The following is a 20,749-nucleotide window of genomic DNA, read 5'->3' as shown; positions in this document are numbered from 1 at the left end:
TCAGGCTCCGGGATCCAGCTTGGGCGCTGATGTTTTCTCTAATATTTCATCCAAAATGCCGTCTGCATCCATGTCAGACAGTGCTGCCTTAGGATGCAGAATCAGGCGGTGTCTGCAGACATCCTTAAATACTCTGCTGATATCCTCAGGAACCACATAATCTCTCCCTTTAACGCAGGCCCCTGCTTTTGCCATACCGCAAAGGGAAATCGCCCCGCGGGGACTGACTCCAAGCTTTACATACTCATGCTTTCTTGTCTCTTCTGCCAGCATGGTAATATAGTGATATAATTTGTCATCCACATAAATATTTTTGACATGCTCTATCATCTCCAGGACCTCTTCCCCGGAAATTACCGGCTCTATAAGCGTCAGAGGATCCTCTTTTTCTCTGTCTTTCAGGATATGCACCTGTGCCTCAAAATCCGGATATCCCATGGACAGCTTTATCATAAACCGATCCAGCTGAGCCTCCGGCAGCATCTGGGTTCCGGCAGTACCAATGGGATTTTGTGTTGCCATTACCACAAACGGACGGGGCAGAATATGTGTTTCTCCATCCACAGTAACCTTTCCTTCCTGCATCACCTCTAACAATGACGATTGTGTCTTGCTGGAAGTACGGTTGATTTCATCCGCCAGGAAAAAATTACACATGGCAGCTCCCGGATGATACTGAAAGCTTCCGCTTGCTTTATCATACATAGTAAACCCTGTAATATCAGAGGGAACTACATCCGGCGTAAACTGTACCCGCTGAAACTGAAGTCCCATAGCTCTGCTGAATGCCAGCGCAAGAGTTGTTTTTCCCACTCCGGGAATATCCTCCAGTAAAATATGCCCTCCCGCCAGTATGGCTGTCAGGACCTTTTCTACAATTTCCTCTTTTCCCACAACCGCCCTGGAAACCTCTTTCTTAACAGCATAAAGCTTTTCATTCACCTGTGTCTTATTCATCTGATTTACCTCCATCTGCACCTTTGGGAAGTCCGCAGGTATAATTCCATACAATCTCTTCGCCGCCTTTTAACTGATACTTGGAGCACCCCACCCGGGGCGATTCTCCATCCACCGTATAGGACCAGCCGCTTAATCTTCCACCGTCAAACTCATACAGATAATTGATTCCTTCCACATAATAGGAGTCGTAACCGGGTGTATAGGAATATTCAATCTGAATATTCTTTTCTCTGCAGACCTCATCCAGAACATCCAGAACCGTTGAGCCGGATGTTGTCTGAACTGTTTCTTTCTTCAGAATCGTTCCGTCCTCCGGCACATACTCTGTCAGATTCTTATCTTTCAGCTTTGACATATCCTCAGAAAGTTCATCGCATCGGATTTCCAGAGATACTTCTACAGGCCTTCCGTCTCTTCCCTTCTGCAGCAGCGGCACCAGAATACAGACAGCAGCTGCTGCCAGTATTACCGCTGTCAGTGCAATATTCCGTCTTTTTTTTCCTTTTACTTTTTTTTCAAAATCTTTATCCATACCTGCCTCTTTTTTAAAAGATTTTTATTTCTATATTTTCTGATTCACATGTTTTACTATTTATAAATTCCGTACTTGATTTTAATCCGCTCCAGCTTTTTAATCATACTGTTTCCAAATATAAATACGCATAATGTGGCTGTTCCCGCATGCATAAAATCATAGGGCGCTCCCGTAATATACAGCACCCGGAGTGCATCCAAGCTCATGGCCTCTCCGCCGGGCTGACTGACGGATAATATCATCTTACTGATATTCATAATCCCGCCATAGATGACAAATGTAGTAAAAAATGTAAACAACGCCAGGGTCAGTCCGTCTACAGGCAGACGTTTTTTCTGCAGTATTACTCCGGCCAAAAGTCCTGCAGCGCCAAATACATACAGCCTCCATCCAACAAATGTCCCATCCTCCCCCGGCCAGATCAGATAACTGAGATACGCAGCTCCAAAAGCAAAAGCCATTGCCAGAACAGGACCCATAATCACCTTAAAATTCCTGGATTTTACAGACTCTGTATTATTTCTGTTAAATGCAAGACCGGCAAGAAATCCCAGCAGTCCCCAGCAGAACATCTGCCAGGGAGTCCAGGGACCCTGGCCCATGTAGAAATTGCAGACAAATCTTGACATGGCGCCGATCAAAAATCCTGCTTCCGGTCCTAAGGATATTCCGGCGATAATAATCATAGCCGTACCGATCTGAATGGGAAAAACAATATGACAGAAAATATGTGACACTACTGTCAGCGCACACATCATGGCCAGCAAAACAATTTCCCTTGCTCTGGGCTTCCGGTTTTCAAATACCATAAAAAACGGCGCCATGGTTAAAATCAGCACCACAGCACTTAAGACCATATACCAGCTTTCCGGCAAAAATGAAAAACCCAGAAACATCACCAACGGTATCGCAATAAATATCATAATTACAGCCACTTTAAGCCGCTTTTTTTCAATTTTCTGACGCAGGGTCAGATCAGTTCCTGAAGCCACCTGGTTACCTCCTCGCACGTTACCATTTCCGGATGCCACTTCCGGACAATTTTATTGGCTGTAGTTGTATAAAAATTATTTCCGGCAAAAAATTCTGCCGGAGGCGCCTGGGCTACAATTTCGCCGTCAAAAAACATAGCACAGACATCTGCATAAGCTGCACAGAATTCGATATCATGGCTGACCATAAAGATGGTCACACCCTGACTTTTAAGCTGGCCAAGTATTTTTGCAAGATTCCTTTTAAAAAACGGGTCCAGTCCTTTGGTTGGCTCATCCATCAGAAGGACAGAGGGTTTTAGCAGCAGAATTTTACCGATGGCCAGTCTCTGCTGTTCTCCTCCTGACAGATCATATGGATTTGCTTTTCTAAGATGCGCAATCCCCATCATATCAAGCATACGTTCCACATTTTTTATCTTAGTTTCCGCATCATAAGGGATAAATGCCATCCCTTCAAGCAGTTCCTCTTCCACTGTAATCTCGGTAAACAAAGACTGCGGATTCTGGGGAACCATGGCCAGTCGATGATCAAACAGCTGTGCCTCCGTCTCTTTTTTCACCGTTATGCCATCTACTGTAATCCTGCCCCGCTGGGGTGTTATGGCATTGCAGATTGCTTTTAAAGTCGTACTTTTCCCCGTTCCGTTTCCGCCAAGGAGACAATACCATTCTCCCTTTTTCACCTCAAAAGAAAGACCTCTCAAAACATCCGGCAGCTTTTTCTCATATCGAAACCAGAGATCCTTTAACACAATGGCCGCATCTGTCTTATTTTTTAAACGGCTCTCCCTCAGAGCTTTCCCTGCCTGCTTTTCTTTTCTTTTTGTCTCTTTTGTCCAAATTGCCCCGGTATCTGCCGTTTCTGCTTTTTTTTCTTCCGGAAGATTCGCTAAAAACTCTTCCATATGAATCCGTCCTTCCCGGATTGTCAGCGGAGTATTTTCCCTGATATGTTCCAGTGGTTCAAACATACGCATAACCGCCGGCAGGCCAAAAAACATGGGATGCGGTTCTGACTTGCCGTCACCGGATAAAATATGTCCGATTCTTCCCGGTGTATCAAAAGCCGCAATTTCTCCGGAATCCATAACCATCACCCGGTCCGCCATAGGAAATACTTCTTCCAGACGATGCTCGGATATAATCACAGTTGTCCCAAGATCCCGGTTGATTTTATATACTGTCTGAAGAAAATCCGAGGCTGCTATTGGGTCCAGCTGAGAAGCCGGTTCATCCAGAATCAGTATCTGAGGCTGCATGGCCATAACAGATGCCAGATTCAACAGCTGCTTCTGGCCTCCGGAAAGCTGGCTGACATCTTTTCGGAACCAGGTCTGTATTCCAAAATAGCTTGTCATCTCAGCCACTCTGCGTTTTATTACTTTTACCGGCAGTCCAAGACTCTCCAGACCAAATGCCAGTTCATGCCAGACCTTATCTGTTACCAGCTGATGATCGGGATTCTGCTGTACAAAACCGATCTCGGAAGCACTTCTTCTGTCATCCAGCTGTTCAATGGCAATTCCTTCATACAAAATTTCCCCGCTCCGCTGGCCATACGGCATCAGATTTTTCTTCAGATGACGCAGCAGCGTACTCTTCCCACAGCCGGATTTTCCGCAGACAACAATAAATTCAGAGGGCTTTACCTGAAAAGACACCTGTTTCAACGCCGGCTTCTCTGCCAGCGGATATTGAAATGTCACATTTTTGAAATTGATTTTTTCCATTTATACTCTCCTGCTAAATCAATGATAAGAGGCAGTATCAGTAGCAGCAGAAATGCTGTAAAAACTGCCGGATGGGGTATCTTCCATATCAGCTTCGGATAGAATGCCATGGTAGTCTCTCCAAGGGCTCCTCCGGCAATGACCACTCCTCCGGCAGCGACCATATAAACCAGCATTCTGATATCCCGCCCGGTCATTTTAAACAAATGAAAGCTGCTTCTTCCACGCAGTCCATATCCTCTGGCAGACATAGAATCCGCACTTTCAATAGATGCTTCTAAAGACCACGCAATTAAAATAGATACCTCTTTTGCCAGCTGCCGTACTCTGGCTGTCAGTCCCTTTTGTCCGCCTCTTCCCATACATTTTTGTCCCATGGAAATCTCTTCATATCTGTTTTTCAACAACGGAACAAACCTGAAAATCATAGAGATTACCAGACCAATCACAGGTATAAATTTCCCAAACAGAAAAATCAGCTTATCCGATGACATCAGAGCCTGAAAACTCTCAAACCAGATCATCACCGAAATCAGCATTACGGAAGCACTGAGACCATAAACAAATGCTTCCAGAGTAATCCGGTTTCGATTGATATAAAATAAAACCGTTTCTCCATTATGGGTAAAAAAGGTATTGATTGCCGTCATCAGCACAACAATGGTCAGCAGCATAATCAGATTCTTTTTTATCACTTTTCTGCCACGCATTAAAACGGCATACAACCACGCAAAGAAAAACGTGGCACATAAAAAGAACGGTGACATTGAAAACATCGTAATCCCTATCACCAATATGTAATAACATGCTGTGACTGCAGGATGATAACATCCAAATTCACAGTTCTCTCCCAATTCATTCTCAAACATTACCGCTATATAACTCCCAATCTTTTAAATTCTCAGCTGATACAATACATTTCCCCAGGAGCCGCAGGCATCCTGCAGACGTTTTCTAACCGGCTCCGGCACCTGATTTTTTTCAGGCATTTTTCCGTCTTTGGCTGCTTTCTTTTTCAATGCTTCCAGATCTGCTCTGGCTGGCTCATCCATATTTAAAACCCGGTAATAGCAATTGCGAAGATTACGGCTGTGCCTTGATTTATTTTGATTTTGCCGATAATCCAGGTAACATTTGTCAAAAGGCTTCATTCTTACCACCGGTTCCAATCCAATCTGATACAACACATTCCTCCAGGAACCGCAGCGCTCCAGAAGCCTTCGTTTTACATCTTCATCTATTTCATGATGCATAGGGGCCCGTCCCAGCCTGCGGGATATACCGCTGAGTTTGTGAAGAAGCGTCCATTCCTCCTGATTCAAATCCGGTATTGAATACACCGTTTTCTCACTGTATCTGACTGATGGAATGCCTGCATCCAACAGCGCCTTCCCCCAGGAATCATAATATTTTTTTATTTTCTCTGTTAATTTTGGACATTGATGAGGATGTGGAAGATAACCGTTAACCTCTGCCATATTTTTTAATTCTTCCAGAATTTCCTTCCTCTCTTGTTCTTCTGTCTGTGCCTGTGACAGTGTTTTTCCTCCTTTTCCAGCTCCTTTGGATAACCCTGCCCGCTCCAGCGCATAGGGCCATTTCTGAAATCTTTTTTTGATATATTCACGGAATACCCATAAAACTTCCTTCTGCGAAGGAGAATGATTTAGTTTTTCAGCTATTTTTCTCAGGATAAATAACAATTCTTCATCCCGGAATGCCTGATATAAAAACTTTCCTGTTTTAGAACTCAGGGAAAAATAACGCCAGGAAACGGACTTTTTATTCTTTTTTTCCTCTTCATTCCTTTCCGTTTCACCGGCGCAGCTCACTACTAATCCGGCAAATTTCCTTTTTAATAACCCCTGATCTTTTTCTGTTAGTACCATATTGTCCTCTTAACTTAGTACAGGAAAACGGACTGTGATATATATCACAGTCCGTTTTCCTGTACTAAAATATACTCTATTTATGGCAATTTTGATTCACCGCCAGCATGCCATATGTTATATGCAGGTCTCCTGGCTTGCGGTTCAAGCGCTTTATCTTACCTTCCCAAAAATTCAGTGGCTGACTATTATCGTCACAGACAAAACTTACCGCTTACAGTGGCGGGACCGCGCAGGACTTGAACCTGCTTCCCTCTTAGCTGCTTTCATGAAGCAGAACATATAACAACTTATTTTCTTATTAGTTCCTCTTATCTTCCTAATTTTCAATGATTTTTTCAATTTCAAGACGTAAGTTACTGATTTTTATTATAATATTTTGCAACTTGCAAGTCAAAGTTTTTGTACTTTTTTTATGCCACAGCCCAAAACCGCCAAAGAAAATACTTTTTCAACAAATTTTTTTACAAATTGTGCTTGCTATACCCCTGCACTTTATATCTTAGAAAAAGCAGCCGCCCTAACCTTCTGAAAAGTTAAGACGGCTGCCACAAATCAACAATCCGATTCCCTATGTCATCTTTTGTAAATCTTTTTTATGTTATTTTGTATTCTTTTTTCTTTGTGTCAACACAAGAATTCCAACACCTGCAATTCCCGCTGCACCAAACCAGAGAACTATATGTTGTGCGTCACCTGTCTTTACAACATCTGTGGTATCTTCCTGCTGCTCTTTATCCGGAGCTTTATTCTGATCCTGATCAGTTCCGTCCGGTTTTTGATCAGTTGGACTTTCCGGATTTTCCGGTTTCTGTGGTTTTTCAGGTTTCTCTGTTTCTTCCGGATTCTGCGGTTTTTCAGGTTTCTCTGTTTCTTCCGGATTCTGCGGTTTTTCAGGCTTTTCTGGTTTCTCCGCTTCCTCCTGTAGCTTCGCATATGTTTCTTCTGCCGCTGTCAGCACTTCGTAGTTTTTCACCAGCGCCTTCTGATCTTCACTAAGCTGATCGTATGCTTCTCTGGCTGACTGAATTGCTTCCTTGCTCTCAAGGGTTACTGTCCCGATTTCTGCAATCGCCTTTTCCACTGCCTGTGCTGCTTTTTGATCTGCTTCTGCTTTTTCTGCTTCCTCCTGCAGCTTCGCATATGTTTCTTCCGCCGCTGTCAGCACTTCGTAGTTTTTCACCAGCGCTTTCTGATCTTCGCTGAGCTGATCGTATGCTTCTCTGGCTGCCTGGATTGCCTCTTTGCTCTCAAGGGTTACGGTTCCAATTTCTGCGATTGCATCTTCCACTGCCCGCGCTGCTTTTTGATCTGCTTCTTCTTTTTCTGCTTCCTCCTGCAGCTTCGCATATGTTTCTTCTGCTGCTGTCAGCACTTCGTAATTTTCTACCAGTGCTTTCTGATCTTCGCTGAGCTGATCATATGCTTCTCTGGCTGCCTGGATTGCCTCTTTGCTCTCAAGGGTTACGGTTCCGATTTCTGCGATTGCATCAGAAACTTTCTTAGCATAATCTTCATCTGTCATTGCTGTTACCTTTACGGTAAACATTTTGGTTGCTCCCTCGTAAGAAGCTGTAATGGTCCAGGTTCCCGGTGTATTGACAAATCCGGAGAACGTTACCTGATCTGCAGGAATTTCTTTAGAAGTTCCGTCACTCATATGAGCAATTACCTTGATTCCTTCTGAGGTAAATTCTTCGCCCTCTTTATATTCGGCTTTATAATCTGTTACTTCCAAAGATGAAATATAAACAGTGATCTCCTTTTCAAATACCGGATATTTGGTACCCTGTCCCCAGTTTTTACTGCTTCCCTCACCTGCATTTAAAGCATCTGTGATTGTTCCATCAGAAAATTCTTCTGCAGATGCGGCTTTCGCCAGCTTATGGGCATCCTTTCCAAGAGGATCGTCATCACGGCAGTAACTCTCTGTCATAGTATATACAGCATCTTCTCTTTCAATTTTCTGACTTGTATCAATGCTTTCTACCTGTCCGATTCCTTTATCCGTTCCACAGGTATCCACATAATAATTATTGGAAATAATATTATAGCGGTCCAGAGATTTCATAAAACCGATAATACCGCCGGTTACATCACCTTTCAGTGTTCCGTAAAAATGATTATTGCGGATATATCCGATTCCATTTGCCCAGCACTGTTTTGATACAGGTTCTCCGCCAAGAATACCTCCAACATAGGTGGCGCCGGTAATATCAGCTGATACAAAACAGTTTTCTATGCTGACACACGGGGTATTCGGCGCAGAACTGGAAGTATAACCGGAGCCATAGATTCCTCCCACATAATTTCCGCTTGCCTCTATCTTACCCTGGAAAGAACTGTTTAGAACCCGGCTGGTTCCCATTGCTTCACCTTTTGCTCCAGCAATACCGCCTACATAATTTTTACCATAAACTTCTGCATAACTGTGGCAGTTATTAATTGTTCCCGTGTTATTTCCTGTAAAAGAGCCTATTTTTACCTGCTCTTTGTCATATCCAATTACAACACCTTTTTCTATGGTAGAATTACTGATATTTACAATATTTGCGGCTGATGCATATCCGCCATAAAATCCTGCCTTTAATGTTTTTGTTCCAGCTTTCAGCGTTACCCGGTCTATGGTCGCAGTTACTCCGCCGGAAGCAAGCCAGTCACTGTAATTTCCTGACGGGCCGTAATCTACATAATATTTCGCAATTACACCGTAACCTTCAATCTGCTCACCATAAATATTCAGATTTTTAATAACGGCGCCGCGAACATAACCAAATAATGTCTGTCCGCCTTTTTCAACTGTTAACGTGCAGTTATTTCCATCGAAAATACCTGCAAACGGCTTCAGATTTTTTCCGCTTCCTGTTGTAGTTCCGGTTCCTATTGGTTCCCAGTCAGCTGGAATCGTAATATCTTTCATCATTTTAAAATGACTTCCGGAAAGATCAATTCCCTTTTCATTGACAATTGTCTGTATCAATTTCAGATCATCAAGATCATTCAGCTGATATGGATCCGTTTCTGTTCCTTTACCGTCCCAGAGTTCTTCATCTACCATCTGATCTAATGTCTTAAAGGAAACTTTAGCAACTGTAGATTCACCGGTTATGGCATAGGTCTTTCCATTAAAACTGTTTACCGTATTTGTGGCAACACATTTATAATATTTAACCGCCGGAACATCTGAGCTCTCCGGCTTATAGCTTACAGCTGTACTTTTATAGGTCTCAGCCTCTCCAACAGGTGTAAACTTCACACCATCTGTACTTTCGAACCACTGGTAGGTCTGTGTGGAATTCTGATGTGTGGACCCATAGCGGATCGCGGAAGAAAATGGTATTGTTGCCGCACCTGTCAGATATTCTTTATCTGCAAACTCAGATGCAAAAGCAGGAACCTGAATATCATCCGCTTCTGCTGAAACAGTATACAGGATCTCATTACTGTAACTATCTCCAAACCGCCTTCCATCCTGTGTAATATACAGTTTTACACTGACATATCTTCTGCTGTTTACCGATGCCTTATATGTATAAGTCTCGGATCCATAAGTACCACCCGACGGGCTTCCGGCCTCTGTACCTGTTGACCATACATAATCAATATCCAGTGTATCTTTGGTGCCCTCTGCTCTTGTATCAAAAGTAACTTTTAACTCCTTGGTCTCATCTCCTACATTATACTTATAACCGTCTGCCGGAACTGCACTTCCATCCACCGGAGCTATCTTTATGTTATAAGGTGTGGGATCCGGTTTTACCGTTATATATACAACTTCTGAATTCTGTGTATATGTCTTTCCGCCGACTGTATTGCTGACCACGCAATAATAGTAATGATTCTCTGACTTTTCAACCTGTTTTCCGCTGAGAACCGGAGTATAAGATGCTTCTGCTGCACCTTCAATTTTTTTACCGCCTTCTGTGCTGTTTTTGTCATTCTCATACCACTGATAAGAAATTTCACCGTTTCCGGATGCCCGCACCTTTATAGGGTCAAGCTCTGTATCTGTATCAACATATATTTGTCCAGCCTTTGGCTGAAGTACAATTGTCGGTTCATTCTCCTGGGGTTCTTTTGTTAATGTCAATGTATATTCAATGGAATCCATATCTTTGCTCACTGCTTTTACAGGAACCTTCATTTCTCCATTAGCATCCCATGTTACCGGAACCTCAATCGCCTCGCCGCTGTCACCTTTGATGCCGCCGGCTTCAATACTGTAAGAAGAGCGATACCCTTCCGCTGTCACAGATACTGTTTTAGAATCCGCAGGAATATAAGCCCTGTATTCTTTTACTTCCTTGTCAAAGACAGGTTTCATTGTATCATCTACTGTCAAAGATTTCAGGCTGGCTGCCTTCTTATAGCTAATCATATAGCTTACTTCATCACCGCCTGCTGCCGGTACGATTCGAATATACATATCCTGAGAAGCAGAAAACTGATTCCAGTTATCGCTTTTCATTGTCCTTACGCTTCCGCCTGCCACCGGCCAGGAGTTCAGTGTATCTTCCGCTATAGCGCTGGAAGGATTCACATAAATATTTGTAATATAATCCGGCAGTGTCACTGTATAATTAAATACATCAGACGCAAAAGACGGGGTAAACTCTAAAAGCTGTTTTCCCTCACTGTCAAGAGCAAACTGAAGCCCTTTTAAACTGCTTTTATCTGCCTGTGGACTGGTCAGACTTTCTGCGGCTTTGTCTACTTCACTCTGAGCTGCATCCCAGTCATTTAAAACAGCCAAAGCCGCTTTAAAAGTATCGGATGTCTTATCTGTACAGTCTGCCAGTTCCTTTATTAATTCATCCTTATTGGCATAATCTGCCAGTGACGCAGCTCCCCAGTCTGACTGGTCCATAATATCCGCGCCATAGCCATACACTGAAAACTGAAGTCGGACTACATCACCATCTGATACCTTGATCTGATCTGCTCCTTTTTCTATTCCCTGGTTATTTTTTGTAAACATCCACCCGGACTGTCCGCTATAATCAAATTCTCCCAGCCATTCTTTGCTATTTCTCAAGCCGGTATATGATGTCTGTCCGGCCGGATCACTTTCGCTTGAATTATTAAGGGCAGCCATGATTTTAGCGGGGATCTTGCTTTTATCCCATCCTTCCGGCTCACCGCCATCCTTTACATACCGAAGATAATAATCACCCTGCAAACTGTCGGTTTTTACATCTGTTTTCTCATCACCAAGAACCTCCTGGGTTACATCTGCAACCGAACTGTCCTTGGGCACAACCACCTTTACCGGTTCCTGAATCAGCCCCTGTCCAAGTGTGATTTTTTCTGTTGTAAAATACACTGTGATATCAGCAGACTTGCTGCTGTTTTCCGGAGCAGCCCATACAGTACTTGGGATAACCATTGCCAATGACAATATGACAGCGGCAATTTTGTGTTTCCACATTTTTCTTTTTACTGTTCTCTTTTTCATGATTTCTCCTTTCATGTTATTTCTATCTATCATCAACCGGCAATGCCGGGTATATTTTTAAATTTCCTCCCTCAAATTTCTATCGCATTTTCTTTGTTATCCTCTGTAACAGCATATTTTTGAAGTATTTAAAAACAAAAAAAGACCATGGCAAAATACCACAGTCCGTTTTTTCTGTTTCTATCATCGTTCTCTCTTATTTATGACAATTTTGATTCTCCGCCAGCATGTCATATGTTATATGCAGGTCTCCTGGCTTATGACTCAAACGTTTTAGCTCTCCTTCCCGGTTTCCCAGTGGCCGGCCTAAAGCCGCGAGCAAAACTTATCATCTACAGTGGCGGGACCGCTCAGGCCTTCTACCTGATTCCCTCTTAGCTGCTTTCATGAAGCAGAACATATAACAACTTATTTTCTTAGTAATTCCTCTTATCTTCCTGATTTTCAATGATTTTTTGATTTCAGGACGTAAATTATTGATTTTTATTATAATATTTCACAACTTACAAGTCAAAGTTTTTGTGTTTTTTACAGAAATCCATATAAAAACTACAAATAAAACCCTGAATATACAAAAATTTTACAAATTTATTTTAAGCAATTTTATTCTAACCAATCACAGGACTTTTTTACATAAAAAGCAGCCGCCCTAACCTTCTGAAAAGTTAAGACGGCTGCCACAAATCAACAATCCGATTCCCTATGTCATCTTTTGTAAATCCTTTTTATGTTATTTTGCATTCTTTTTTCTTTGTGTCAGCACAAGAATTCCAATACCTGCAATTCCCATTTCTGCTAAAATGAAATCAAAATATAAAACATGCAAAGAAAATACCTTTTATTGTAAAGATTTTACGGTACCATCTGTCCTTCTCCCTTTCTTTCGCGCATCCCATACCATACAGCCCACTGTCTCCGTATCTCTTGCAAATCCCAGTTTTTTAGAGTCCAGTCTGACCCGGAAATCTTTCTGCAGAGCAGTCAGCAAAAGCGCAATCTTCATAGCTTCACTGGATGCAGCGCCGCATGTAACTGCCGTCTCTCCCTCCCGCACAAGAGGCAGTTTCATAGCTATGGACTGCTCAATGCTTTTTACCGCCATTTGAAACAGCATCATTCCCCGGCATTCCTCCGGTTCCAGATAAAGTTTAAAACAAATATATAAATGCACGCATTCTTTGACTGACGTCTCAGAAAGTTCCGGTGTCTGCACCACCTGCTGTGCCTGTTCTAAAGCCCGGATATTCTGCTTTAATATCCGCTCCTTAATATCCTTTCTCATGCTTTATACCATAACTGCTTCCATACCATAGCTTTCTGCCAGCATTTTTAATTCCTCTGAATAATCCCCGAAAATTAATGGCATATGTAAGCCTGCACGGCACTGTTCTTTATATACCTTTTTCTGATCTTCCACCTGGAAAATAAAACCGCCGTTGCAGTTATCCAAATCATAGCCTACCGTTTTGATAATAGTCCCCTTTCCAATCAACAGCCTCTTTAAATCTCCGCTGAATTTTGCAAAAGTAATTACCTGTCCCTTATCCTCGTCAAAATTATGGCGCATAACTGCACCGAATTTCTGATCATAGGCAAAATGGCGCAGTGCATATGTTCCATCCGGTTCATGAATCCCTTTCAATTTTCTGTGGGGAGTGGAATGATATACAACATACAGATTGTCCAGCCCTTCCACCTCTTTTACATCCTCCGGCGAAATCATTTTTAAAATCTGCATATTTAATCCCCGACCGTCTGTAGAAACGATAGGAAGTGTATTTCCCATATACGGAGCCCTGCCGGACACACTCATTTCAGCCAGCATGGTTACAGCGGAAGCCACATCATACTCACAGGCCGAGGCAATGCCCTGCTCCAGATTTAAAGAGTGTGCCAGACAGAAGGTAAACTGCTCCTCATTAAATCTTCTTGTGGAACAGATATCCGGACATGGAATTACAGCTCCGCTGCAATCGTACAGGTCCATATTTTTCTGAACTACTTTATAGGCGATCAGAGACTTCATTAGCTTTTCTTTTTCAATTGCTGTATTTTCCGCTCCTGACAAAAGCTCATCTGCCAGTATTTCCAGCTCTCCAATCTCTTCTTTTGTAATATTCGGTGTAATCCGCCCCGGTGTTGTGTAATTTCCTTCCGGTGTCAGCGGTTTCATCTGATCAATTAATTCATGTGCATTTACGGTCCGAAAATGAACCCCCATCAGATCTGTTACGGCCTTAAGATTCACAAAGCTGTCTGTGGCACCGGCCACAGGCAGGTCATGGTTAAACCTTGCCACCAGCAAAAGATTCGCCTTTGCAATGGCTTTTTTCGCCCGCAGAACGATAAAATGCCGCACCAGATCCTCCCAGGTCATTTCGCAGATAACATCTACCCCCAGATTGTACAGTCCGCCTGCTCTGGCAGGCCCCCAGATATCCGGCTGTATTGCAAAAGGTTTTCCGCATTTTTGTGCAAACTCGTTAAATACGGTATCCGCTCCAAAGGCTCCTGCCGCCAGATATACATCCACTTCATGCTGATCTTTCAGCAGAGTTTCAAAATATTCTTCTTTCACCTCCCAGTCACAGCTTGTTTCCAGAAATACCGGTTCCATAATATGAACGCATTCCGGCATTACATGCTTAATTCCTTCCATAGTCCCCTGAAAAATCGCACCGTTCACAATAGAATCAAACCCCGGCTGCAGAGAATCTCCACCAGTCATACGGCAGGGTCCCTCATAATAATATTTATGCGCAAACATTACAAACACCGGCTTCACATTCAATTTTACATCCATACATTTACGAATCATCGTATCCTCCTCCTGATATGTACTGATCTCTCAGATCATATTTTAATATAATCATTATAACTGTGCATTTTTCACATTTCCATGTACATCAAAAACAGTATTTTTTAATAATTAAATTATGTGCTGTTCACTCTGCACATTTTCTTGTTTTCTTTTTACAGCTCAGCTATAATAATTCTGTCATTAAAAATTTATATTTTTCAAGAAGGGAGCAATTATGAAGCTTAGTCTTTTTATCCTCAAACATGCGCTGGCACACTATTCTCCCAGAATTCAATGCGCCAGGACTTCCATTCCCATAGAAGAACTGCGTTTGTATAACGCAGATGCCCATATCCCGCAAAATACAGAATCTCATATTTTATATGCAGGCACTTCTGACGCCTTTTTCCAGGACGGTTCGAATCTCGTTGTCTGCAAAAACGATTCTGATTATCTTTTTTTAAACACAGACAATATCACTGCCGTATTCAATGATATTTTAAAAACCTTTGCTAATTACAGCCGCTGGTCAGAAACCTGCGCACAAAACATTCAGAGCGGCTGTACGCTCTCCCAGCTTCTGAATCTTGGTGAAGCCATGCTGCACCGTCCCATTATTATTGTGGACTCCTCACAATATTTAATTGCTCAGTCATCTTCTGCCGCACAAATGCCATTTGAAGACATCTGGAAAAACAATGACGGCCTCCAAAGTGCTCCTGCCGATATTCTGATGCAGTTTAATCAGGCTCATCAGGATTCCTTTTATAAAAAATCTGTTTTTCTTCTTCCGGCAGACTTTTTTCCCCATCCTTCCTGCTGCAGACATATTTTTTTAGATGATGAGCGCATGGCCACACTGATTGTGCTTCTTGATGAAGAATGTCCCCCCGATCATCTGCCGCATCTGCTGGAGCTGTTTGCCGCCCATGCAGCCAGCTGGATACAGTCAAATATCTCGGAAGATTCTTCTTATCACTTTGTTTCTTTTTTCGCCCGTTCACTGGACGGAAATGAAAATGCACTGGCTCCTCTTTTACACCGGCTGACCTTATTTGGCTGGAAAGAAAACTGCCAAAAACAGATTTATGTGATTACCGCTCTGTCAGAACAGTTCCACTTTGATGCCCATTTAAGCCGAATGCTCTCTGATGATTCTTCCGGAGTTTATGCAATCCCATATCAGAAAAGAATAGTAGTTTTATTAAATTGTGATCTGATAAAACCGGAAGACTTTGTAAAACGGCTGATATTTTTAATGGAAAAAAATAATTATTACGGCGCCGCTAGTTTTCCCTTTCAGGACGTCTGCCATATTGCAGAAGCCTACCACCAGGTACTTTCTGCTCTGTCTCAGGCATCCCCCAAAAAAGGCCGGCTCTTTTACTGCAGGGATAACGCAGTAAAATATATCACCGATATTGTAAATAAACATACCTCCGGTAATATCCTGCATCCGGTTCCGGCGCTTATCCGCTCTTACGATAAAACCTATCACACAGCCTTTTATGATACGCTGTTCTGTTTTTTAAAAAATGAACGGAACCATCAAAAAACTGCCAGTGAGCTTTATATTCACCGCAATACATTGTTTATGCGGCTGTCAAAAATACAGACTCTCTGGCAGCTGAATCTGGAGGATGCACAGGAACGTTTCTACCTGCTGTACTCCTTTTATCATACTTTATACCATCTTTAGTTTTCTTTTTTTACCGGGACGACCCCTGATTTTCGGCCCGGAAACTTTTAAACTGTCCCAGCACCTTTTTTAGGCCATCTAACTGCTCCTTTGTATAATGCTTTGTAAAGGGCTCAAACTGCAGAAGTGTGCAGGAATATTCCGCAATTTCCTGTACACTTCTGTCCTGATAAATTTCAAGAAGAAAGGACAATGCCCCTCTTACCGGCAGGGACTCACTGTCAGCCCGGATATACAGTCTGCTGTTTTTCCATTCTGCATACACCCAGGTACGCACCTGGCATTCCGGTATCAGATACTTATTTTTTCTGTATCTGTCAGGATACTCCGGCAGGTCTGCGCCGCATTCCACCAGAAATGTATACTGGCTGATCTCTTCCTTTAATTCCGCAATATCATTTTTTATATCGTCTTCTACCTCTGCCATGCTCATGGGGTCCATTTTCTAAAATCCTTTCAAAATATGTAATTGTTTCCCGTATAATCTCTGCAGCCCTTTGTATCTCCGCCATTGTATTGTAAGGCGCCACAGAAACGCGGACGGCACTCTGTATTCCAAGGGCATTCAGATACGGCTGCGCACAGTGGTGTCCGCTGCGCACCGCCAGTCCGTACCGGTTAAAATGAGTACACAGGTCATAGGCGCCTGCCACAGAAGATACAAAAGAAAGACATCCTGTCTTCTCCTGACCTTTTGCAAGAATCCGCACAGAAGGTATGTTACAAAGCTCCTGTTCTAATACCGTTAACAGCCTTGTCTCATGTTCTCTTACTGCCCTGCCCGGATATTGCTTCCAGAACATACAGGCTTCTGCCAGGCTGACAGCTCCGGCGTAATTAGGTGTTCCGGCTTCAAACCGTTCTGCACCGTCTTTTAGCAGCATCTCCGTCTCAGATACCTGATAGACCGTTCCGCCGCCAAACCTTGCCGGTCTGCAGATTTTTTGTGCCCGTTCACTCATACAGAGCACGCCGATTCCGGTCAGCGCCCCAAGCTTATGACCGGAAAAGCAGTAAAAATCACAATCAGGCATTCCATAGCCCATATGTACAATGCCCTGTGCACCGTCCACTAAAATAAGCGCATCCGTATGGTTTCTGATATAAGAAGACATTTTCTCAACAGGATTTTTCACGCCGGTTACATTGGACAGCTGGGTAAAAGCCGCAATTTTAGTTCTGTGGGACATTTTCCTGTAAAACTGCTCCAAATCCAGTTTTCCATCTTCCAGTACCGGAATGACCACAAGCTTTGCCTGACTTTGTTTTGCAAGCTGCATCCAGGGAAGAAAATTTGAGTGATGCTCCATCTGAGTAACCATAATCTCGTCTCCGGGCATCAGGAAAGGCGCTGTCATACTGCATACCTGATTAATTGCATCTGTAGTCCCGGCAGTAAAAATCAGCTGTTCCCTGTTTTTGGCACCAAGCTGCTCTGCTATCAGGGTTCTTGCATTTTCATAGGCCTCCGTAGTTCTTGTGCTCAGAACATGTATCCCCCGGTGGACATTTCCATTATCCCGCTCATAATGTTGAACAATCCGTCTTTTTACGGCATCCGGCATCTGCATGGTGGCTGCATTATCCAGGTAAATCAGTGGCTGTTCCTGATATGTCTGCTGCAGAATAGCAAATTCACTCCGCAGCTTTTCGGCGCAAAAACCCGTATCCCGTGTCTTAAGTCTCCCTTCCATACTCCCTAGTCCTCTTCCTTCCCGCCTGCGTTTTTCTTTTTTATTTTATTATATACACAATCGCATAACGCTGTAAAGGTTTCCAAAGAGGCGCTCTCCCCGGGCGAAATATTAATTCCAAATTCACGCTTCACTGCCATGATAAACAGCACTTTTTTATTCATAGCAGTGGTGGCCCCGCCGCATTTGGATGCAGTTTCCGCTGCATCCAGTGCTCCAGAGGGCATTTTGACCGCTTTTTTTACCGATATCTGACAGATTTCATAAAAATTATCTGTAGTGATCTCAGAGGGCTTTAACAGAAATTTAGAACACAGATAGTTTAAAAAACTGCTTCGAAACTGTGTTACATCAATATCCGGCGTACTGAGAATTTCCTCTGCATACCACTCTGCCGCATTCCGTCCTTCCAGAATACGCATCTTTATATTTTTTCTGATCAAACAATCACAACTTCCATTCCAAGAACTTTTCCCAGCATTTTAATATCGTCTATATGATCCCCAAAAACCAGAGGCATATGAAGACCAAATTCCGCCTGTTTGTGGAAATAATCGTACTTATCCTCTACCTCAAAATAGATTCCCTCGCTGCAGCCGGTTGCATGGTATCCAAATCCCCCAATGCAGGTCCCCTTTGCAGCCAGAATTTTATTACACTGAGGATTAAAACGCATCAGCGTAATCGTTTCCCCTTTATTTTGATTAAAATCAATCCGCATAGTGGCACCCCAGCCGCTGTTTGTAAATGACCGCAGGGCATATGCGCTTTTTTCTTTATCAAATCCATGCATCAGACGATTTGGTGTGGCATGACCGCTGTAATATATATTCTGAGTACGTTCCATATCCTCAATATAACCAACACCGGTATACTCTCCTTCTACCCGTTTTCCATACCATACCATAGGCTGGGTATTCCCCTGATAGGGAGCTTTTCCTGTAAGGGCTGCCAAAGCAGCAATAGAAAGGGTAGCTAAAAGATCATATTCACAGCCGGAAGGGATTCCTTTTTCATTTAACAGAGAATGACTGAAACAGAAGGTAAACTGCTCCTCATTCATTCTGCGTGTTGCACAGCCATCCGGACATACTGCTGTAAACGCATTACAGCCGAAATGTCCGCACAGTTTCTGTATCAGAACAGCTGCTTTTACAGAATTGACAACATAATCCCGATTCATATCCGTCTCAACAGAATCTGCAATCAGCTCATCTGCCCAGCGCCCGGCTTCTTCTGCATCCGCCTCAGTGAGATTATAAACATTTCTCCCCGGAAGTGAAGGGTTTTTTCCATGCTCATTCACATGCATCATATCCATAAACTCATGGAAGCTGAAATATTGAAAACGCACGCCCAAACGCTTCATAGCCTCATCATTGCTTAAAAAAGCATCCTGCGCTCCCATAGAGGTCTGTGAATTATTGCGGTTAACAGCCAGCACTTTTACCGTCCTCAAAGCCTTTCTTGTCCGCAGTGCCCGAAGCAGCCGCACAGCATCCGGTATATCTAAAACCGCATAGCTTTCAAATCCCCTGTTTGTCAGTACACTATTTAATACGGTAGAACCAAACATCCCTTCACAGGCTACCGGAACATGATAACGCATAGCAAAATCTCTGGCAATTCCTTCGCCTCTCATTCCGGTAAAGATGAAAATATCCGCCTGAGGAATCCGGTCCGCCATTTTCTGTTCCTCTTCATCCGTAATAAAAAATTCATCGGACATCCGGATATACAACGGTTCCAGCAGATGAATACCCGGCTCTGAGGCGATGGCTCCCCCATATCCCGAAGACCACATTTTAAAAATCTCGGCCTGATTAAGTTCGTCAAACTCTGTAGTAAGAGTCTCCCAGGGGCCGAATCTGCAGGGCCCTTCATATGGATATTCATGAATCAGGGCTACATACACAAGCTGTACATTTAATTGCACATCCACACATTTGTTTACATTATACATTGCTAAATCCTCCTCGTAATCATTGATAATTTAATTATAACAATGAAAAAAGGACCTGTATAATTGCAATTTTATATCAAACGATACGCAAATTATATTCAGGTCCTTAAAGACTGTATTCAATTAAAAAATTCGATAAAAGAGCCAGTACCGGATTCAGATTACTTTTCTTCCAGACATAAAGAATAGATACATTCCTTAAGTCCTCCGGAAAAGGATAAAAACGGAAGGATTCCGTGTCATGTACGGCAGCGGCGCTTGTGTCAGAACAGGCAATTCCCTGTCCGGCCCTCACTTTAATCATAACTGCCTCTGTGCTTGGCGCATAAATAATATGTTCCCCGCTAATCCCAAGCCTGTCAAAAATCATATACAAATCTTCTTTTCTTCCCGGAGAGTCAGTTTCAGCCGGCAAAATAAAAGTTTCTCCGGAAAACGCCTTCCCGGTAATCTCATGGTATTTTGTAACAGGATAATTTTTTGCTGCGATAAAACCGGAAACAGCAGTATCCAGAATATCACATACAATCCCCCGGTAATTTTTCAGATCAAATTCCAGAGTGAAGACTAAATCCAGCTCATCGCCGGAAAGTCTCTCCCTCAGCTCTGAAAAACTGCATTTTTTCAGATTAATTTCCACATCCGCATACCGCTCGCTAAAATCAGAGATAGCCGTCATAACCGTTCCCCCAGAATCCATAGACTCCGGTATTCCAATTCTGATCTTTCCGGATATACCGTCCTTTTGCATCTTAACTTTCTGATGCCCTTCCGCCAGCAGGTTTAAAGATTTTTTGACATACTCTGTCATAATCACCCCTTCCGGCGTCAGCCGTACTTCTTTATTATTTCTTACAAACAACGGAAATCCCCATTCCTCTTCCATCAGCCGCAGCTGCCTGCTGATGGTAGGCTGCGTTGTGTACAGTTCTTCTGCAACTTTCCTGAAATTCAGGCTTTCAGACAGACGCAGAAAAATATCCATCTGTTGCGTTGTCATTTTTTACGTCTGCCTCCTTCCCTGATAAT

General features: G+C 43.0%; 15 protein-coding genes and 2 riboswitches. Of the genes, 1 reads left to right on the top strand and 14 read right to left on the bottom strand.

The window, feature by feature from the left end:
• The 9 genes from OCV88_RS09770 to OCV88_RS09730 all read right to left on the bottom strand — a co-directional run bounded on the left by OCV88_RS09770 (position 1) and on the right by OCV88_RS09730 (position 14,382).
• Complete coding sequence (locus OCV88_RS09770) at positions 1 to 957, bottom strand: AAA family ATPase (RefSeq protein ID WP_262591129.1); 957 nt, start codon at positions 955 to 957, stop codon at positions 1 to 3.
• Complete coding sequence (locus OCV88_RS09765; protein ID WP_158425320.1) at positions 950 to 1,492, bottom strand: DUF4430 domain-containing protein; 543 nt, start codon at positions 1,490 to 1,492, stop codon at positions 950 to 952. Before OCV88_RS09765 ends, OCV88_RS09770 begins: the two co-directional genes overlap by 8 nt.
• A 56-nt stretch (positions 1,493 to 1,548) precedes the next feature.
• Entirely contained in the window at positions 1,549 to 2,487 is a 939-nt protein-coding gene (locus OCV88_RS09760; protein WP_262591127.1) for an ECF transporter S component, read from the bottom strand.
• A complete protein-coding gene (locus tag OCV88_RS09755; RefSeq protein WP_158425319.1) occupies positions 2,466 to 4,220 on the bottom strand; it encodes an ABC transporter ATP-binding protein in 1,755 nt (584 codons plus the stop codon). The genes OCV88_RS09760 and OCV88_RS09755 overlap by 22 nt, the downstream gene beginning before the upstream one ends.
• The gene (locus tag OCV88_RS09750) at positions 4,193 to 5,089 is read right to left on the bottom strand and encodes an energy-coupling factor transporter transmembrane component T (protein ID WP_158425318.1); all 897 of its coding nucleotides are present in this window, start codon (positions 5,087 to 5,089) and stop codon (positions 4,193 to 4,195) included. The genes OCV88_RS09755 and OCV88_RS09750 overlap by 28 nt, the downstream gene beginning before the upstream one ends.
• 24 nt (positions 5,090 to 5,113) lie before the next feature.
• A complete protein-coding gene (locus OCV88_RS09745) occupies positions 5,114 to 6,109 on the bottom strand; it encodes a homing endonuclease associated repeat-containing protein (protein ID WP_158425317.1) in 996 nt (331 codons plus the stop codon).
• A 105-nt stretch (positions 6,110 to 6,214) separates the two neighbouring features.
• A riboswitch (cobalamin riboswitch) is annotated at positions 6,215 to 6,408 on the bottom strand.
• Positions 6,409 to 6,710: 302 nt separating this feature from the next.
• Complete coding sequence (locus OCV88_RS09740) at positions 6,711 to 11,564, bottom strand: bacterial Ig-like domain-containing protein (RefSeq protein ID WP_262591125.1); 4,854 nt, start codon at positions 11,562 to 11,564, stop codon at positions 6,711 to 6,713.
• Between the two features lie 225 nt (positions 11,565 to 11,789).
• A riboswitch (cobalamin riboswitch) is annotated at positions 11,790 to 11,981 on the bottom strand.
• Between the two features lie 421 nt (positions 11,982 to 12,402).
• Positions 12,403 to 12,846 (bottom strand): hypothetical protein, encoded by a 444-nt coding sequence (locus OCV88_RS09735; RefSeq protein WP_158425315.1) that lies wholly within the window; start codon positions 12,844 to 12,846, stop codon positions 12,403 to 12,405.
• Positions 12,847 to 12,849: 3 nt separating this feature from the next.
• Positions 12,850 to 14,382 (bottom strand): fucose isomerase, encoded by a 1,533-nt coding sequence (locus OCV88_RS09730; RefSeq protein ID WP_158425314.1) that lies wholly within the window; start codon positions 14,380 to 14,382, stop codon positions 12,850 to 12,852.
• Positions 14,383 to 14,599: 217 nt separating this feature from the next.
• Between OCV88_RS09730 and OCV88_RS09725 the strand changes: the two genes are divergently transcribed.
• On the top strand, positions 14,600 to 16,063 hold the full coding sequence (locus OCV88_RS09725) for a PucR family transcriptional regulator (protein WP_158425313.1): 1,464 nt from the start codon (positions 14,600 to 14,602) through the stop codon (positions 16,061 to 16,063).
• A gap of 10 nt (positions 16,064 to 16,073) precedes the next feature.
• On the opposite strand, the gene OCV88_RS09720 is transcribed toward OCV88_RS09725, so the two are convergent.
• From OCV88_RS09720 to OCV88_RS09700, 5 genes are all read right to left on the bottom strand, one after another.
• The gene (locus OCV88_RS09720; RefSeq protein WP_262591122.1) at positions 16,074 to 16,490 is read right to left on the bottom strand and encodes a SufE family protein; all 417 of its coding nucleotides are present in this window, start codon (positions 16,488 to 16,490) and stop codon (positions 16,074 to 16,076) included.
• Positions 16,459 to 17,757, bottom strand: a complete 1,299-nt coding sequence (locus OCV88_RS09715) for an aminotransferase class V-fold PLP-dependent enzyme (protein WP_158425311.1) — start codon at positions 17,755 to 17,757, stop codon at positions 16,459 to 16,461. Before OCV88_RS09715 ends, OCV88_RS09720 begins: the two co-directional genes overlap by 32 nt.
• A 5-nt stretch (positions 17,758 to 17,762) precedes the next feature.
• Positions 17,763 to 18,200, bottom strand: a complete 438-nt coding sequence (locus OCV88_RS09710; RefSeq protein ID WP_158425310.1) for a hypothetical protein — start codon at positions 18,198 to 18,200, stop codon at positions 17,763 to 17,765.
• Positions 18,197 to 19,720, bottom strand: coding sequence for a hypothetical protein (locus OCV88_RS09705; RefSeq protein WP_158425309.1), 1,524 nt, complete (start codon positions 19,718 to 19,720; stop codon positions 18,197 to 18,199). Before OCV88_RS09705 ends, OCV88_RS09710 begins: the two co-directional genes overlap by 4 nt.
• A gap of 106 nt (positions 19,721 to 19,826) precedes the next feature.
• Entirely contained in the window at positions 19,827 to 20,720 is an 894-nt protein-coding gene (locus tag OCV88_RS09700; RefSeq protein ID WP_158425308.1) for a LysR family transcriptional regulator, read from the bottom strand.
• Between the last annotated feature and the right edge of the window lie 29 nt (positions 20,721 to 20,749).

The organism is Brotonthovivens ammoniilytica (genome assembly GCF_025566885.1).
Lineage (GTDB): Bacteria > Bacillota > Clostridia > Lachnospirales > Lachnospiraceae > Brotonthovivens > Brotonthovivens ammoniilytica.
This window is presented reverse-complemented; position numbering and strand designations above follow the sequence as displayed.

Coding starts and splice junctions, on each gene's coding strand:
- OCV88_RS09770 (WP_262591129.1), bottom strand. CDS start 957: ATGAATAAGACACAGGTGAATGAAAAGCTTTATGCTGTTAAGAAAGAG.
- OCV88_RS09765 (WP_158425320.1), bottom strand. CDS start 1,492: ATGGATAAAGATTTTGAAAAAAAAGTAAAAGGAAAAAAAAGACGGAAT.
- OCV88_RS09755 (WP_158425319.1), bottom strand. CDS start 4,220: ATGGAAAAAATCAATTTCAAAAATGTGACATTTCAATATCCGCTGGCA.
- OCV88_RS09750 (WP_158425318.1), bottom strand. CDS start 5,089: ATGTTTGAGAATGAATTGGGAGAGAACTGTGAATTTGGATGTTATCAT.
- OCV88_RS09745 (WP_158425317.1), bottom strand. CDS start 6,109: ATGGTACTAACAGAAAAAGATCAGGGGTTATTAAAAAGGAAATTTGCC.
- OCV88_RS09740 (WP_262591125.1), bottom strand. CDS start 11,564: ATGAAAAAGAGAACAGTAAAAAGAAAAATGTGGAAACACAAAATTGCC.
- OCV88_RS09735 (WP_158425315.1), bottom strand. CDS start 12,846: ATGAGAAAGGATATTAAGGAGCGGATATTAAAGCAGAATATCCGGGCT.
- OCV88_RS09730 (WP_158425314.1), bottom strand. CDS start 14,382: ATGATTCGTAAATGTATGGATGTAAAATTGAATGTGAAGCCGGTGTTT.
- OCV88_RS09725 (WP_158425313.1), top strand. CDS start 14,600: ATGAAGCTTAGTCTTTTTATCCTCAAACATGCGCTGGCACACTATTCT.
- OCV88_RS09720 (WP_262591122.1), bottom strand. CDS start 16,490: ATGGCAGAGGTAGAAGACGATATAAAAAATGATATTGCGGAATTAAAG.
- OCV88_RS09715 (WP_158425311.1), bottom strand. CDS start 17,757: ATGGAAGGGAGACTTAAGACACGGGATACGGGTTTTTGCGCCGAAAAG.
- OCV88_RS09705 (WP_158425309.1), bottom strand. CDS start 19,720: ATGTATAATGTAAACAAATGTGTGGATGTGCAATTAAATGTACAGCTT.
- OCV88_RS09700 (WP_158425308.1), bottom strand. CDS start 20,720: ATGACAACGCAACAGATGGATATTTTTCTGCGTCTGTCTGAAAGCCTG.